Origin of the sequence: Actinomadura opuntiae, assembly GCF_030283205.1 — a bacterium.
Taxonomy (GTDB): domain Bacteria; phylum Actinomycetota; class Actinomycetes; order Streptosporangiales; family Streptosporangiaceae; genus Spirillospora.
In genome coordinates, this window is the sequence record NZ_JASNWF010000016.1 from 46,623 (window position 1) to 62,109 (window position 15,487).

The following is a 15,487-nucleotide window of genomic DNA, read 5'->3' on the forward strand; positions in this document are numbered from 1 at the left end:
CACCCCGACACTCATGCCGTACGACGAGGCGCTCGCCAAGTACGAGCCCGTCCTCGGCCTGGAGACGCACATCGAGCTGGGCACCGCGTCGAAGATGTTCTGCGGCTGCCCGACGGCGTTCGGCGCGGAGCCGAACACGCAGGTCTGCCCGGTCTGCCTGGGCCTGCCCGGGTCGCTGCCGGTGACGAACCACGCCGCGATCGAGGGCATCATCAAGATCGGCCTGGCGCTGAACTGCACCATCGTCGAGTGGTGCCGGTTCGCCCGGAAGAACTACTTCTATCCGGACATGCCGAAGGACTTCCAGATCTCCCAGTACGACGAGCCGCTGTGCGTCGACGGCCACCTGGAGGTCGAGGTCGAGGGCGAGACGTACCGGATCGAGATCGAGCGCGTCCACATGGAGGAGGACACCGGCAAGTCGCTGCACGTCGGCGGCAGCACCGGCCGCATCCACGGCGCCGACTACTCGCTGGTCGACTACAACCGTGCCGGCATCCCGCTGGTGGAGATCGTCACCAAGCCGATCGCCGCGACCGGCGACAAGGCCCCGCTGGTGGCCCGCGCCTACGCGACCGAGCTGCGCGAGCTGGTGCGCTCCCTCGGGGTTTCGGACGTCCGCATGGAGGAGGGCTCCATGCGCTGCGACGTGAACGTGTCGCTGATGCCGCGCGGCGCGTCGGAGTGGGGCACCCGCACCGAGACCAAGAACGTCAACTCGCTGCGCTCGGTGGAGCGCGCCGTCCGGTCGGAGATCGAGCGGCAGGCGGGCGTGCTGGACGCGGGCGGACGGGTGATCCAGGAGACCCGCCACTTCAGCGAGGACACCGGCCGCAGCACCAGCGGGCGCAGCAAGGAGGAGGCGCAGGACTACCGCTACTTCCCCGAGCCCGACCTGGTGCCGATGGCGCCGTCGCGGGAGTGGGTGGAGGAGCTGCGGGCGTCGCTGCCGGAGCTGCCCGCCGCGCGCCGCCGCCGCGTCCAGGGCGAGTGGGGGCTGTCGGACCTGGAGCTGCGGGACGTCGTCAACGCCGGCGCCGTCGACCTCATCGAGGCCACGATCGCGGCGGGCGCCGACGCGGGCGCGGCCCGCAAGTGGTGGATGAACGAGCTGTCGCGCCGCGCGACCGAGCAGGGCGTGGAGCTGGCCGAGCTGCCGATCACGCCGGAGCAGGTCGCGCGGATCCAGGCGATGGTGGCGGCCGGGGAGCTGAACGACAAGCTGGCCCGCCAGGTGTTCGAGGGCGTCCTCGCGGGCGAGGGCGGCCCGGACGAGGTCGTCGCGGCCCGCGGCCTGAAGGTCGTCAGCGACGAGGGCGAGCTGGCCGCGATCATCGACCAGGTCATCGCCGACAACGCCGCCGTGGCCGACAAGGTCCGCGCGGGCAAGGTCGCCGCCGCCGGAGCCCTCGTCGGCGCCGTGATGAAGGCCACCCGAGGCCAGGCCGACGCCGGCCGCGCCCGCGAGCTGATCCTGGAGAGGCTCGGCGCCTCCTGACCGGCTCCGCCGTCCCGCGGGCACGCCCGCGGGACGGCGGAAATCCGCTCGCCACGGAGCCGTCCCCTTGTTGGCTTCGCGCGGGTGATCTACGAGCATCCGCTGGCCTACCTGCTCGGCCTCGAAGGCGTCGCGCTGCTGCGCGGCTTCGCCGGGGAGCACGACCGGGAGTTCGTCGACGCCCGCATCGCCGAGGTCCGCGCGCTGCTGGACGACCCGTCGCTGGCGGACGCCGCCGTCCACACCGAGCGCGTCGACCCGGCGCCGGGTTACCGCGCCTGGGCGCGCACCTACGACGACGAGCCGAACGGCGCGTTCGCCATCGACGCGCCGATCGTCGCGGAGATCCTCGACACGCTTCCCGCGGGCGACGCGCTGGACGCCGCGTGCGGCACGGGATGCTTCTCGGCGGTCCTCGCCGAGCGCGGCCACCGGGTGGTCGGCGAGGACGGTTCCGCCGACATGATCGACCGGGCCAGGGCGCGCGTGCCGGACGCGGAGTTCCGGACCGGCGACCTGGGCCGCCTGCCGGTGGCCGGCGGATCCGTTGACCTGGTCGTCTGCGCGCTCGCGCTGACCCACGTCCCCGCCCTCCCGCCGGTGCTCGCGGAGTTCGCCAGGGTGCTGCGGCCCGGCGGGCATCTGGTGATCTCCGACGTCCATCCGGAGCGGGTGCTGCGCGGTTCGGTCCCCTCGGTGCGCGACGCCGCGGGCCGTCCAGGCAGCGAGCGCTGCCGTTTCCGCCATGCTCATCTGGCATTTCCAGTACCACCGGCCGCAACGGGGCTGAGTCCGGCGACCTGCTCCTTGTCGGAGGCGTCCGCTAGTTTCCGGGGGCATGGTGGAGAGTGCTTTTCCCGCGCTGCCGTCCGGGTTGCCGCCCGGGCGGTTGGTCGCGCCCGAGGAGGGGCCCGAGGGCGCGGTGGCCCTGTGGGTGTCCGACGAGCCGCACGCCGGTCTGGGCGAGCTGTGGTGCCGGTTGTACGACGAGCGGGCGAAGACGGGGCTGTACCCGCTGCTGCTCGACACCCTGAGCGGCGAGCCGACGCGGCCCTGGCACGACGGGGAGCTGTACAACGAGGAGTCGGTGGCCGACATCGACGCGCTCGACGTCGAGGCGGTGCTGCTCGGCCACCGGGACGGCGCCGAGTCCGAGGACGAGGAGGCCGCGCTCGGCCCGTGGCCCGGGCTCGCCGCGCCCGGCGACGGGACGGGGGACGCGGACGAGTACGCGCGGGAGTCCGCCGTGCTGGGCGCGGAGGACACCGGGTTCCTGCTCGGGCTCGTGCCCGCCGTGCGCGGCGCCGACGCGTTGACGGCGATGAGGTGGTCCGGGCCGGCCAACCACTCCGGGACGGCGGAGATATCGGCGGTGGTGCGGTCGTGGGAGGAGCGGTTCGGGGCGCGGGTGGTCATGGTCGGCTTCGCCGACCTGGGGCTGTCGGTGGCCGCGCCGCCGCGGACGCTCGAGCATGCCCGTGCGGTGGCCGCCGAGCACGAGGCGTTCTGCCCCGACAACATCTGGCAGGGCGTCGGCGACATGGACGAGTACGCCGCCGGGCTGGTGGACTGCCCGCGCTGGTCGTTCTGGTGGGACTAGCGGAGCGGGACGGTGATGATGCGGTCGTCGGTCCTGGCGGGCTCGCCGCGGCCGTCGCGGTTGCTGGTGGTGAGCCAGAGCGAGCCGTCGGGGGCGGGGACGGCGGCGCGCAGCCGCCCGTAGTCGCCGGTGAAGCGGGCGACGGGGCGGCCGGCCTTGCCGTCGGCGGACAGCGGGACCTGCCAGAGGCGTTCGCCGCGTAGCGCGGCGGCCCACAGGGAGCCGTTCGCATAGGCGAGCCCGGACGGGGACGCCTCGGACGTCTTCCAGGTCAGCAAGGGGTTGGTGAAGCCCTTGCGCTTTCCGAAGCCCTCGACGTCGGGCCAGCCGTAGTTGCGGCCCTTCTGGATGAGGTTGATCTCGTCGAAGCGGTCCTGGCCGAACTCGGTGGCGTAGAGGCGGCCTTTCGAGTCCCAGGCGAGGCCCTGGACGTTGCGGTGGCCGTAGGTCCAGACGCGGGTGCCGAACGGGTTGCCGGGCGCGGGCTTGCCGTCGGGGGTGACGCGCAGGATCTTGCCGGCGAGGGAGCCCTTGTCCTGGGCGGGTTCGCCCTCGCCGGTCTCGCCGGTGGTGATGTACAGCATCCGGTCGGGGCCGAAGGCGAGGCGGCCGCCGTTGTGGATCTCGCCCTTCGGGATGCCGGTGACGATCGGCCGCGGGGCGCCGAGCCCGCCGTCGTAGGTGATGCGGGCGACGCGATTGTCGCCGGACGCGGTGTAGTACACGAAGATCTGGTGGTCGGCGGCGTAGCCGGGGGAGACGGCGACGCCGAGCAGCCCGCCCTCGCCGCCCGGCCGGACGCCGGGAACGGTCCCGACGGCCGTCGTCCTGCCGGCCGGGGTGACGCGCAGCAGCCGCGCGGAGTCACGTTCGGTGACAATCGCATCACCATTGGGTAGGAACGCCATCGCCCAGGGGATCTTCAGGCCGGTGGCCAGAACCCGGGGCGCTCCGGGCGCCGCGGTGCCGCTCGACGGCAGCGGCGGCGGGGTGCGGGCACCGCCCGTGTCCTCGTCCGGGGACGACGAGCAGCCCGCGAGGAACAGCGCGACAAGGACGATCAGGTGCTTTCGCATGAGAACGCCTCCCGACCCCAGGATGACACTCCGATGCCGCGAGGATCACGCGGTCCCCCACAGCGGACGGCGGGGGACAACGGGCGCACCGGGCCGCTCGGCCCCCGAACGCGGTCACTCAGCGTGATGCCGGGCAAGGCGCCGATTCGGTGACGATCGCGTTTCGGCCGTCCCAAACGGATCGCCGACATGGCGCTTCGTCGCCATGAGGACGCCCGGTCTCAATCGGTCCGTGACCTACGGAACGTACATTGAGCATCACGGTGATCCCGCAGTGCAGCAACGTCGCTGATCTCCGGCCGGCGCAGCCGATGCGCCCGCCGCCCCGCGCCGACCCTGCGCGGGGCACGATCCACGACCCTCCGGGCGTTATCCCTGCGACCGGTGAGGTCTCCGGACCCAAGTACCCTCTGGCGCGCCGCCGCGTCCGCGAGGGACCGGCAGCTCCCAGCGGGGCAGGAAGGGACACGGCGCGATGAGCGGCGAGAACGCCAGGCGGATGCCGCCGCGGGCGGTGCCGGTCGCCATGGCCGCGATCGTCGGCGTGCTGTACGCCACCGGGTCGCTGCTCGGCTGGGGCGGCACGGCCTTCATCGCCTGGACCGAGGCGGTCGCCGCGGGCACCGCCGCGGTCTCGCTGCTGATGTCGGCCGGGCGGCCGAAGGGCGCCGCGGCCGACGCGGCCGGAACCGGTGACGCCGGGATCGTCCGGCGGGTGTCCTCGGGCGCGGTCTGGCGCGCGTCGTGGCGCTGGTACGGGGTGGCGGCCGCCGGGTGGTTCGCGGGCGCGGTCGGCAGCGCGGTCGCCGACAACGTCTCGCGCAGCGCGCTGTCGCTGTCGGTGCCGGACCTGTTCTACCTGCTGGCCGTGGTCGCGCTGGTCACCGGCCTGATCGTGCCGGTGCGGCTGTCGCGCGACGTGGGGATGTGGCTGCGCTACCTCGCCGACACCTACGTCTGCGCGTGCGCGGTGTTCGTGCTCGGCTGGGTCGCGATCTTCGGTTCGCTGTACCACCAGTCGGGGGAGTCGGCGTCGGAGTACCTGCTGGAGCTGCTGTACCCGCTGATCGACGTGGTGCTGGTGTGCGGGGCGCTGCCGTTCGCGCTGGGCGCGGCGCGCGGGCACCGGCGGCTGGCGTGGATGGGGTTCGGGGCGCTGACGGCGTTCGCGACCGCCGACGTGGTGACGACGTTCGTCCGGCTGGACGGCGGCGGGCCGTCCGACGACCCGTCCGACATCCTGCGGCTCGCCGGGCTGCTGCTGCTCCTGCTCGTCCCGTGGACGGGGCCCGCGCCCGAGGCCGAGGCGGACGGCCCGTCCGACGACATCCCCGACGACGTCCCGCAGGCCGCCGCGCCCGAGCGGGAGGAGCGCGGCCGGATGATCGGCCCGGGGCTGGCGCCGGCGGCGGTCGCGGCGGCGGCCTCGCTGTTCGTCGCCGGGCACTCGCTGACCGGCCGCGACGGGCTGGAGCCGGTGGTGTCGATCGTGGCGGGCTCGGCGGCGCTGGTGCTGCTCGCGCGGCTGGCCGGGCTGCTGCGGGAGAACGACCGGCTGCGCCGCGCCGTGGAGACGGGCGAGGAGCACTTCCGGGCGCTGTCGGAGAGCAGCAACGACGCGGTGCTCATCTGCGACCTCGACGCGACCGTCCAGTACGCGAGCGCGGGTGCGCTGCGCACCTACCACTACACGCCCGAGGAGCTGCTCGGACGGCCGCTGCACGAGATCATCCACCCGGAGGACCTGCCGCGCGTCCAGGAGGCGTTCACCGAGTTCCTCGAGGAGGAGGACGCCGCCGGCGCGGACCGTCCGGGCGCCACCGAGTCGCTGCGGGTGTCGTGCCGGGTGCGCGCGGCGGACGGCACCTGGCTGCCGACCGAGTCCACGATCTCCCGGTACGCGGGGACGGGCGAGGCGCCGGGCCGGCTGCTGGTCACCACCCGCGACCTGAGCGAGCAGGCGGCGCTGCAGCGGCAGGTCGCCCACCTGACCTTCCACGACGGGCTCACCGGCCTGCCGAACCGGTCCTACTTCGAGGAGCGGACCCGGGAGGTGCTGGCGCAGCAGCGGCCGGGCGGCCGGGTCGCGGTGGTGTTCGTCGACATGGACGGCTTCACCGACGTCAACGACTCGGCGGGCCACGCGGCGGGCGACCAGGTGCTGGCGCAGGCGGCGCGGCGGCTGCGCTCCAACGTGCAGGCCGACGACACGGTGGCGCGGTGGGGCGGCGACGAGTTCGCGGTGCTGGTGCAGCTGCCCTCCGACGACCGGGAGACCCAGGCGGCGGTGGAGCTGGCGGGGCGGCTGCTGCGGGTGCTGTCGGTCGACCCGTACCAGGTGGGCAGCAAGCAGATCGTGCTGACGGCGAGCGTCGGGATCGCGTTCGCCGGGGACGAGGAGCCGCCGGCGGGCCCCGCGATCGGCCCCGGCGCGGACGCGGGGCGCCGGCTGCGCCGCACCGCCGCCGACCTCATCCGCAACGGCGACCTGGCGATGGCGCGGGCGAAGGAACTGGGCGGCGGGCGCGTCGAGGTGTTCGCGCCGCACATGCACGCCGACGTGGTGCGGCGGCTGGAGCTCGGCAGCGACCTGCAGCGGGCGCTGGCCGAGGAGCAGTTCGCGGTGGAGTTCCAGCCGGTGGTGGACCTCGCGACGTCCCGGGTGACCGGGGTGGAGGCGCTGCTGCGCTGGTGGCGGGGCGGCGAGTCGGTGCCGCCGGAGGAGTTCATCGGCCCGGCGGAGGAGTCCGGCCTGATGATCCCGCTCGGCGACTGGGTGCTGCGCGAAGCGTGCCGCGAGGTGGCGCGGTGGCGCCGCGACTCCTGGGACGTCGGCCTGTCGGTGAACTTCACCGCCCGGCAGATCGCCGCGCCCCGGTTCGTGGAGTCGGTCGCGGCGGCGCTGGAGGACACCGGGCTGCCGCCGCAGGCGCTGACGCTGGAGGTGCGCGAGGAGGTGCTCGTCGAGGACGGCGGGCAGAACGTGGCGCGGCTGTCGGAGCTGCGCGACCTCGGCGTGCGCCTCGCGATCGACGACTTCGGCACCGGGTACGCGTCGCTGGCCTACCTCGGCCAGCTGCCGGTGGACGTCATCAAGATCGACCCGTCGTTCGTGGCGGGCCTCGGCTCGGACGAGACGCTGTCGCTGCTGACCCGGACGATCGTCCGGCTGGGCCGCGACCTCGGGCTGACCGTGGTGGCGGAGGGCATCGAGCGGCCCGAGCAGCTGGAGCTGCTGCGCGCGATGGACTGCCCGCGCGGGCAGGGGTTCCTGGTGGCGCGGCCGATGGCGGCCGGGCGGGTGGAGTCGCTGGTCCGCACGAACCTCGCCGCGCAGGACCTGTCCGGCGATCTTCCGCTGCCGCTGCCGGGCTGACCCGGCGCGGCTTTGCCGTCTCATATGACGAGATTTATTGTCCACGGATTTGACGGTGGGCCCGATCTCGGCGAAAGTGGCTGCGTGCAGAACACCATCAACGGCATCCTCGTAGTACTTGGTCGGCGCGCAGGCTGACCAAGCTCACCGACCTGCGCGCCTCCCCTCGACCGCTTCCGGCGGCGGGGGTTTTTTGTTGCCCCGGCGAGCCCAGACCCTCTCTCCCAAGGACACTCAGATCATGACGACCGAACAGATGACGGGAGCCCAGGCGCTGGTCCGCGCCCTGGAGAACGTCGGCGTCGACACCGTGTTCGGCATCCCGGGGGGCGCGATCCTCCCGGCCTACGACCCGCTGTTCGACTCGAACAAGCTGCGCCACATCCTCGTCCGGCACGAGCAGGGCGCCGGCCACGCCGCGCAGGGCTACGCGATGGTCACCGGCAAGGTGGGGGTCTGCATGGCCACCTCCGGCCCCGGCGCCACCAACCTCGTCACCGCGATCTCCGACGCCTACATGGACTCGGTGCCGATGGTGGCGATCACCGGGCAGGTGGCGACCTCCCTCATCGGGACCGACGGCTTCCAGGAGGCCGACATCGCCGGCATCACGATGCCGATCACCAAGCACAACTTCCTGGTCACCCGGGCCGAGGACATCGCCCGCACCATCGCCGAGGCGTTCCACATCGCCGGCACCGGCCGCCCCGGCCCGGTCCTGGTCGACATCGCCAAGGACGCCATGCAGGCCACGGTCGAGTTCCAGTGGCCCGTCCAGATGCAGCTGCCCGGGTACCGCCCCGTCACCCGGCCGCACTCCAAGCAGGTCCGCGAGGCGGCACGGCTGATCGTCGAGGCGGAGCGCCCGGTGCTGTACGTCGGCGGCGGCGTGCTGAAGGCCGGCGCGGCCGCCGAGCTGAAGGTGCTCGCCGAGCTGACCGGCGCGCCCGTCGTCACCACGCTGATGGCCAAGGGCGCGCTGCCCGACAGCCACCCGCTGCACATGGGCATGCCGGGCATGCACGGCGCGGTCGGCGCGGTCGGCGCGCTGCAGCGCTCGGACCTGCTGGTCGCGCTCGGCGCCCGGTTCGACGACCGGGTCACCGGCAAGCTCGACGGGTTCGCCCCGCACGCCAAGGTCGTGCACGCCGACATCGACCCCGCGGAGATCTCCAAGAACCGGCACGCGGACGTCCCGATCGTCGGCGACGCCCGGGAGGTCATCGCCGACCTGATCGTCGCGGTGCAGAACGAGCACGAGAACGGCCGCAAGGGGAACTACGAGGACTGGTGGCGCCAGCTCAACGCCTGGCGCGACACCTACCCGCTCGGCTACGACACCCCCGAGGACGGCACGCTGTCCCCGCAGTACGTCATCGAGCGGATCGGGCAGATCGCCGGCCCGGACGCCTACTACGTCGCGGGCGTCGGCCAGCACCAGATGTGGGCGGCGCAGTTCATCAAGTACGAGCGGCCGGGCGCGTTCCTGAACTCCGGCGGCGCCGGGACGATGGGGTACTCGGTCCCGGCGGCGATGGGCGCCAAGGTCGGCGCCCCCGGCAGCACGGTCTGGGCGATCGACGGCGACGGCTGCTTCCAGATGACCAACCAGGAGCTGGCCACCTGCGCGATCGAGGGCATCCCGGTCAAGGTCGCCGTGATCAACAACGGTAACCTCGGCATGGTCCGGCAGTGGCAGACGCTGTTCTACGAGGGGCGGTACTCCAACACCGGGCTGCAGCCCCGCGCCGGGCACGCGGTCAAGCGCATCCCCGACTTCGTCAAGCTCGCCGAGGCCTACGGGTGCGTGGGCCTGCGCTGCGAGCGGGCCGAGGACGTGGACGCGGTGATCGCCAAGGCGATGGAGATCGACGACGCCCCCGTCGTGATCGACTTCGTGGTGCACAAGGACGCGATGGTCTGGCCGATGGTCGCCGCCGGCACCACCAACGACGACATCAAGATCGCGCGGGACATGGCGCCCGAGTGGGAGAACGGAGACTGACCGCGATGAGCTCGCACACCCTCTCGGTCCTGGTGGAGAACAAGCCGGGCATCCTGGCGCGGGTCGCGGCCCTGTTCTCGCGCCGCGGCTTCAACATCGAGTCCCTCGCGGTCGGCACCACCGAGCACCCGGACATCTCCCGGATGACGATCGTGGTCAACGTCGCCGAGCTGCCGCTGGAGCAGGTCACCAAGCAGCTCAACAAGCTGATCAACGTGCTGAAGATCGTCGAGCTGGAGCCGTCGGCGTCGGTGCAGCGCGAGCTGGTCCTGGTCAAGGTGCGCGCGGACGCCGAGACCCGTTCGCAGGTCCTGGAGACCGTCACGCTGTTCCGTGCCAAGGTGGTGGACGTGGCGCCCGACGCGGTCACGATCGAGGCCACCGGCAACCGCGACAAGCTCGACGCCTTCATCAAGGTGCTGGAGCCGTTCGGCATCAAGGAGCTGGTCCAGTCCGGCATGGTGGCGATCGGGCGCGGCGCCCGGTCCATCACCGACCGCTCGCTGCGCGCCATCGAGCGCAGCGCCTGAGGCGGTGCCCGGACCCGGGCGCCCCGACCGGGCGCGCGGCCCGGCCCGAGACGTACAAACCATCGAAGAAAGGCAACAGCACTGTGGCTGAGATGTTCTACGACGACGCCGCCGACCTGAGCGTGATCCAGGGCCGGCACGTCGCGATCATCGGGTACGGCAGCCAGGGGCACGCGCACGCGCTGTCGCTGCGCGACTCCGGCGTCGACGTGCGGGTCGGGCTCCGCGAGGGGTCGGCCAGCCGGGAGAAGGCCGAGGCCGAGGGGCTGCGCGTGGTCACCCCGGCGGAGGCGGCCGAGGAGGCCGACCTCGTGATGCTGCTGGCCCCCGACCACCACCACCGCGAGATCTTCGAGAAGGACATCAAGCCGGCCCTCGTCGAGGGCGACGCGCTGTTCTTCGGGCACGGCTTCAGCATCCGCTACGGGCTCGTCCAGCCGCCGGAGGGCGTGGACGTGGCGATGGTCGCGCCGAAGGGGCCGGGCCACCTCGTCCGCCGCCAGTTCGTCGCGGGCCGCGGCGTCCCGGTGATCGTGGCGGTGGAGAAGGACGCCTCGGGCAACGCGTGGCCGCTGGCGCTGTCGTACGCCAAGGGCATCGGCGGCCTGCGCGCCGGCGGTATCCGGACGACCTTCACCGAGGAGACCGAGACCGACCTGTTCGGCGAGCAGGCCGTGCTGTGCGGTGGCGCGTCCGAGCTGGTCAAGGCCGGTTTCGAGGTGCTGACCGAGGCCGGCTACCAGCCCGAGGTCGCCTACTTCGAGGTGCTGCACGAGCTGAAGCTGATCGTCGACCTCATGTACGAGGGCGGCATCTCCAAGATGTACTGGTCGGTGTCCGACAACGCCGAGTACGGCGGCTACAGCCGCGGCCCGCGCGTGATCACGCCGGAGACCAAGGCCGCGATGAAGAAGATCCTCGGCGAGATCCAGTCCGGCGCGTACGCCAAGGAGCTGGTGGAGGAGTTCGAGGGCGGCCAGGCCCAGTTCGGCAAGTACCGCGAGCAGCTCGCCGAGCACCCGATCGAGAAGACCGGTGCGGAGCTGCGCCCGATGATGAGCTGGCTGAACGACTAGCCGCTCCACTGACCGGGGGCGAGCGCGGCGCTCGCCCCCGTTCGCGTTCCCGGCGTCCTCAGCGCGACAGGCGGCGGCGGATGCGGGCGCGCAGGGACGTCGCGCCGGCGTCCTCCCGCACGACCAGCGCCAGGTGGCCGCCCTTGGTGAAGTAGACCGAGACGTGGTGCGGGCCCACCGGGCGCCGCTGCGGCGCGGTCTTCAGGCCGTCGCTGCGGCGGGAGCCGAAGCGGGCCTCGCGGGTCACGCCGTGCGCGGTCGCGGCGACGTGCACGTCCCAGCGGCCCGGTTCGACGCCGGACGGGTCGGCGAACGCCTCGAAGCCGCCGGCCTGCGCGCCGGGCGCGGGGCGCGGGTCGGCGGGGAACACGTGCTCCCTGCCGGTCGCCCGCTCGCGCAGGATGACGTCCACGGCCGTCCGGTTGGTCTCGACGCGCTCCAGCAGCGCGGTGCCGCGGATCCGGACCCGCCTGCCCTGCCAGGCCACCGCGTCGAGGCGGTGCTCGACGCCGACCTCGGTGGTGATGTCGGCGTCCTGCCGGGGGACGCCGCGCAGGTAGGGGTACATCGCGTAGATCCGGCCGCCGACCACGACCGCGCCAGCGGGGCTGCCCTCCACCTCGTCGCGGATCAGCCGCTCCAGCTCGTCGCGCAGGCCGTACTGGATGCAGAACGCGCGGAGCCGGTCGGCGGCGGGCAGCGCGGCGCGGGCGGCGTCGCTGAGGCCCTCCTCGCCGATGACCCGGCGGGTGCCGTCGACGAGCCGGTCCCGCTGCCGGCGGTCCAGGTCGAGGTACCGGTGGTCGTAGACGCGCAGGACGTCGCGCAGGACGCTGATCGTGCTGTCCGAGGTCACGCTTCTCTCCTGATCGGCCGGGGACATCGTCACGGTAAGGCGCGCGATGGCCGCGCACAGTGAAATTCCGGTAGCGTGTCCTCCGGGATGCATACTCGGTATTGCGCTGCGCATACCGGGTATGCATACTCGGTGATCATGTCCATCCGTCACGGCCTGCTGGCGCTGCTGTCCCGGGGACCGCGCTACGGCTACCAGCTGCGCGCCGAGTTCGAGGCGTCCACCGGGGCGTCGTGGCCGCTCAACATCGGGCAGGTTTACTCCACGCTGGCCCGCCTCGAGCGCGACGAGCTGGTCGTCCGCGACGGCGCCGACGGCGAGGGCCGGTTCGTCTACCGGATCACCCCGGCCGGCGAGGCGGACGCGCGGCGCTGGTTCGCCACCCCGCTCGGCCGCGCCGACCGGCCCCGCGACGAGCTGGCGATCAAGCTGGCGCTGGCCGTCACCGCGCCCGGCGTGGACGTCCGCCAGGTCGTCCGGACCCAGCGCGCCGCCACCCTGCGCGGGCTGCGCGACCTCGACCGGCTGAAGGCCGCCGCCGCGGATGAGCCGGGCGTCCCGGGCGGCGCGAGCGGCGCGGGCGGGCGCGACGCCCGCGACGCCCGCGCGTGGCGGCTCGTTCTGGAGTCGATGATCTTCCAGGCGGAGGCCGAGGTCCGCTGGCTGGACCACTGCGAGGCGTCGCTGACCGGCCCCGCCGTCTCATGAGGGCGATCCCGCCGGGGGCCGCCGCGTGACGGTCCTCGCGTGAGGCTCTCCAGGCGCCGCGAGGCGGGGCATGGGGGCGCGGCTGATAGCGTCCGGCCCGTGGCGGAGGTCGAGGCGGTCGCGGCGGCGGCGGACGGCGCCCCCGCAGGCCGGGCGCCGCGCGGGAGGCGGCGCCTGTGGGCGCTCACCGCGCTGGTCGCCGCGAGCGCCGTGCTGAACTCGGCGTTCGCGCTGCTGCGCCTGCGCGCCTTCCGCGCCAGCACCTACGACCTGGTGATCTTCGATCAGGCGGTCCGGTCCTACAGCCGCTTCGGCGCCCCGGTGGCGATCGTCAAGGGCGTCCACAACGGGTTCGGGCCCGGCTTCTCGATCCTCGGCGACCACTTCTCGCCGATCCTGGCGGTGCTGGCGCCGCTGTACTGGATCCACGACGGCCCGGGGACGCTGCTGGTCGTGCAGGGCGTGCTGTTCGCGCTGGCGATCGTGCCGATCTGGCGGTTCACCGAACGCCGGCTCGGCGCGGGCGCCGGATACTGCGCCGCCGCGGCCTACGCGCTGTCCTGGCCGGTCGCCGAGGCGCTCGCGTTCGACTTCCACGAGGTCGCGTTCGTCCCGCTGCTGTCGGCGGTGATGATCGAGCGGTACGACGCCGGGCGGCGCGGCCGGGCGGCGCTCGCCGCGCTCCTCCTGCTGCTGGTCAAGGAGGACATGGGGCTGCTGCTGGCGGGGTTCGGGCTGTTCCTGCTGACCCGCCGCGGCGAGCGGCGCGCGGGCCTGGCCTACCTGGCGGTCGGCGCGGTCGCGACCGGCGTGTGCTCCAAGGTCGCCATCGCCGTCTTCGGCGGCGACAACGACTACTACTGGGCCTACACCTCGCTGGGCCCCGACCTCCCGCACGCCGCCGTGCACGCGCTGACGCACCCGTGGGACGCGGTCGCGGAGATCGGCACGCCGCCCGCCAAGCTCGCCATGATGGGGCTCCTCGTCCTGCCACTGCTGCTGCTCCCGCTGGCCTCGCCGCTGACGCTGGTCGTCCTGCCGCTGCTGGCCGAGCGGATGCTCGCCGACCGGTTCGCCAACTGGTGGGCGCCCCACTACCACTACAACGCGTTCATCGTCGCGGCGCTGGTCATGGCCGCCGTGGACGGCGCGGCCCGGCTGCGCCGCAGCGACCGGCTGCGCGCCCGCCTGCCCCTGCGCGGACGGCTCCGGGAGGGGCTGAGCCCGCCCTGGGCGCCCGCGGCCGGCCTGCTGGCGGCGGCGATCATCGCGGTGCCGTTCTTCGCGTTCGGCGCGCTCGGCGACCCCGCGCTGTACCTGCGCAACGAAAGGGCGTCGGCCGCCGCGGCGGCGGTGGCGAAGGTCCCCGACGGGGCGCTGGTGGAGGCCGCCAACGGCGTCGGCCCGGGGCTGACGGCCCGTACGCGCGTCCTGCTGTGGGACTGGCAGCCGCGCGACGCGCCCTGGGTCGTCGCGGACGTTCAGCGGCAGACGTTCCCCTTCCCGTCGGTGGCCGAGCAGCAGCGGCGCGTCGCCGAGCTGACGGCGTCCGGCTACCGGGAGGTGTTCCGCCGGGACGGCTACGTCGTGCTGCACCGGGACGGCCCGGACCCCTGGTGAGCGAGCCCGCGCGCACGCGCCGGTAAAGGCGGCGATCGTTTGGACAGAGTGTCCAATGACCTTTGTGATCGCGGCCCGTCAGAATGCCGGTGGAGATGGCCCGCAGGGTAAAAGAACCTACCCTTTTGGCGTACCTTGCCGGATACTTGAAGAAAGTCGCGACGGCCGTGGCCGGCGCGGGAGCACCTGCGCGAACACTCACGTGACCGCCGCCGGAGCGGCGTTGGGGCGAGTACATGAGTGGAGAGAGGCTGTCAGGCGCCGTCGCCGGCCGGCCGGCCGGGCGCGCGGCGCAATTCGTCACCGGCGCGGCAATGCCGCGGGCAGGAAAACACCCGTTCCGCATTGGCGGTGATCGGGTGGGCAATGGCGCGGAGAGATGACGTGCAGGCGCGAGGGGACAACGACGTCCGGCGCTGGGAGACGTGCGGGAGGGCGTGGATCGGCGTCCTGCGGCACGTGTGGGCGGCCGGAGTGGCCGGGATGGAGGACGCGGGGCCCATCATCGAGGGGCCCCCGCTGCTCTTCGAGATCAGCTCGCTGAGCTGGGAGGACCCGATCCTGCTCAAGCACGGCGACCGGGACCGGATCGCGCGCCGCGTCCAGGAGCGCGCCCGGGACGCGGTGATCGGCCGCTACGGGCCGCGGCTGCGCGACCTCGACGGCGTCGACCAGCTGCGCTGGGTCGTCGGCCTGCTGCGGGCCCGGCCGTGGACGACCAGCGCGTGGATCTCGCTGACGCTGCCGGGCGAGGACGCCGCCGCGGTGCCGTGCCTGACCGCGCTGTCGTTCCGGATCCGCGGCTACCGGCTGATCATGACCGGGATGTTCCGGTCGCAGGACGTCTTCCGCGGCTACCTGACCTACGTCCCGCTGCGCGAGGTGCAGCTCCAGGTGGCCGAGGAGCTGGGCCTGCCGGCCGGGCCGCTGCGGGTGTTCGTGGACGTCCCGCACGTGCGGGTCGCCGACGCCGAGCGGGTCGCGGCCCTGCTGGCGGCGATGCCCGAGCCGAACGCGGCCTGACCGCACCCGGCCTGACCGCACCCGGCCTGACCGCACCCGGCCGGGGCCGCCGGCCGGGTGCGGAGGTAAGGGCGGGGCGGGCGCGGCGGACACCGTGGAGTTACCGGCCGGTGTTTGCC

Annotated in this window: 11 protein-coding genes and 1 pseudogene; 10 read left to right on the forward strand and 2 right to left on the reverse strand. The window is 73.4% G+C overall.

Going from position 1 to position 15,487, the window contains the following annotated elements:
• The first annotated feature begins 13 nt into the window (after nucleotides 1-13).
• The 3 genes and pseudogenes from gatB (at nucleotide 14) to QP089_RS31220 (ending at nucleotide 3,098) form a co-directional block, all read left to right on the forward strand.
• Nucleotides 14-1,498 carry an Asp-tRNA(Asn)/Glu-tRNA(Gln) amidotransferase subunit GatB gene (gatB, locus tag QP089_RS31210; protein ID WP_285916749.1) on the forward strand — a complete coding sequence of 495 codons (1,485 nt, stop codon included), beginning with the start codon at nucleotides 14-16 and terminating at the stop codon, nucleotides 1,496-1,498.
• Between the two features lie 375 nt (nucleotides 1,499-1,873).
• Nucleotides 1,874-2,110: pseudogene (locus tag QP089_RS31215) on the forward strand (class I SAM-dependent methyltransferase); the annotation flags it as partial.
• A 226-nt stretch (nucleotides 2,111-2,336) separates the two neighbouring features.
• Nucleotides 2,337-3,098 (forward strand): DUF4253 domain-containing protein, encoded by a 762-nt coding sequence (locus QP089_RS31220; RefSeq protein WP_285916383.1) that lies wholly within the window; start codon nucleotides 2,337-2,339, stop codon nucleotides 3,096-3,098.
• Here the strand turns inward: QP089_RS31220 and QP089_RS31225 are convergent.
• The gene (locus QP089_RS31225) at nucleotides 3,095-4,174 is read right to left on the reverse strand and encodes a PQQ-dependent sugar dehydrogenase (RefSeq protein WP_285916384.1); all 1,080 of its coding nucleotides are present in this window, start codon (nucleotides 4,172-4,174) and stop codon (nucleotides 3,095-3,097) included. The genes QP089_RS31220 and QP089_RS31225 overlap by 4 nt on opposite strands.
• A 475-nt stretch (nucleotides 4,175-4,649) precedes the next feature.
• On the opposite strand from QP089_RS31225, the gene QP089_RS31230 reads away from it, so the two are divergent.
• From QP089_RS31230 to ilvC, 4 genes are all read left to right on the forward strand, one after another.
• Nucleotides 4,650-7,550, forward strand: a complete 2,901-nt coding sequence (locus tag QP089_RS31230) for a putative bifunctional diguanylate cyclase/phosphodiesterase (protein ID WP_285916385.1) — start codon at nucleotides 4,650-4,652, stop codon at nucleotides 7,548-7,550.
• Nucleotides 7,551-7,746: 196 nt separating this feature from the next.
• Nucleotides 7,747-9,555 carry an acetolactate synthase large subunit gene (locus tag QP089_RS31235; RefSeq protein WP_285916386.1) on the forward strand — a complete coding sequence of 603 codons (1,809 nt, stop codon included), beginning with the start codon at nucleotides 7,747-7,749 and terminating at the stop codon, nucleotides 9,553-9,555.
• A gap of 5 nt (nucleotides 9,556-9,560) precedes the next feature.
• Nucleotides 9,561-10,085 carry an acetolactate synthase small subunit gene (gene ilvN / locus QP089_RS31240; RefSeq protein WP_190865099.1) on the forward strand — a complete coding sequence of 175 codons (525 nt, stop codon included), beginning with the start codon at nucleotides 9,561-9,563 and terminating at the stop codon, nucleotides 10,083-10,085.
• A 92-nt stretch (nucleotides 10,086-10,177) separates the two neighbouring features.
• Nucleotides 10,178-11,161: a ketol-acid reductoisomerase gene (gene ilvC, locus QP089_RS31245; protein WP_285916388.1), complete on the forward strand. Its 984-nt coding sequence runs from the start codon at nucleotides 10,178-10,180 to the stop codon at nucleotides 11,159-11,161.
• 58 nt (nucleotides 11,162-11,219) lie between these two features.
• Here the strand turns inward: ilvC and QP089_RS31250 are convergent, their stop codons facing one another.
• A complete protein-coding gene (locus QP089_RS31250; RefSeq protein WP_285916390.1) occupies nucleotides 11,220-12,017 on the reverse strand; it encodes a hypothetical protein in 798 nt (265 codons plus the stop codon).
• Nucleotides 12,018-12,155: 138 nt separating this feature from the next.
• On the opposite strand from QP089_RS31250, the gene QP089_RS31255 reads away from it, so the two are divergent.
• From QP089_RS31255 to QP089_RS31265, 3 genes are all read left to right on the forward strand, one after another.
• Entirely contained in the window at nucleotides 12,156-12,725 is a 570-nt protein-coding gene (locus tag QP089_RS31255; protein WP_285916391.1) for a PadR family transcriptional regulator, read from the forward strand.
• A gap of 99 nt (nucleotides 12,726-12,824) precedes the next feature.
• On the forward strand, nucleotides 12,825-14,345 hold the full coding sequence (locus QP089_RS31260; protein WP_285916392.1) for a DUF2079 domain-containing protein: 1,521 nt from the start codon (nucleotides 12,825-12,827) through the stop codon (nucleotides 14,343-14,345).
• Between the two features lie 384 nt (nucleotides 14,346-14,729).
• Complete coding sequence (locus QP089_RS31265; RefSeq protein WP_285916394.1) at nucleotides 14,730-15,368, forward strand: thymidylate synthase family protein; 639 nt, start codon at nucleotides 14,730-14,732, stop codon at nucleotides 15,366-15,368.
• The last annotated feature ends 119 nt before the right edge of the window (nucleotides 15,369-15,487 follow it).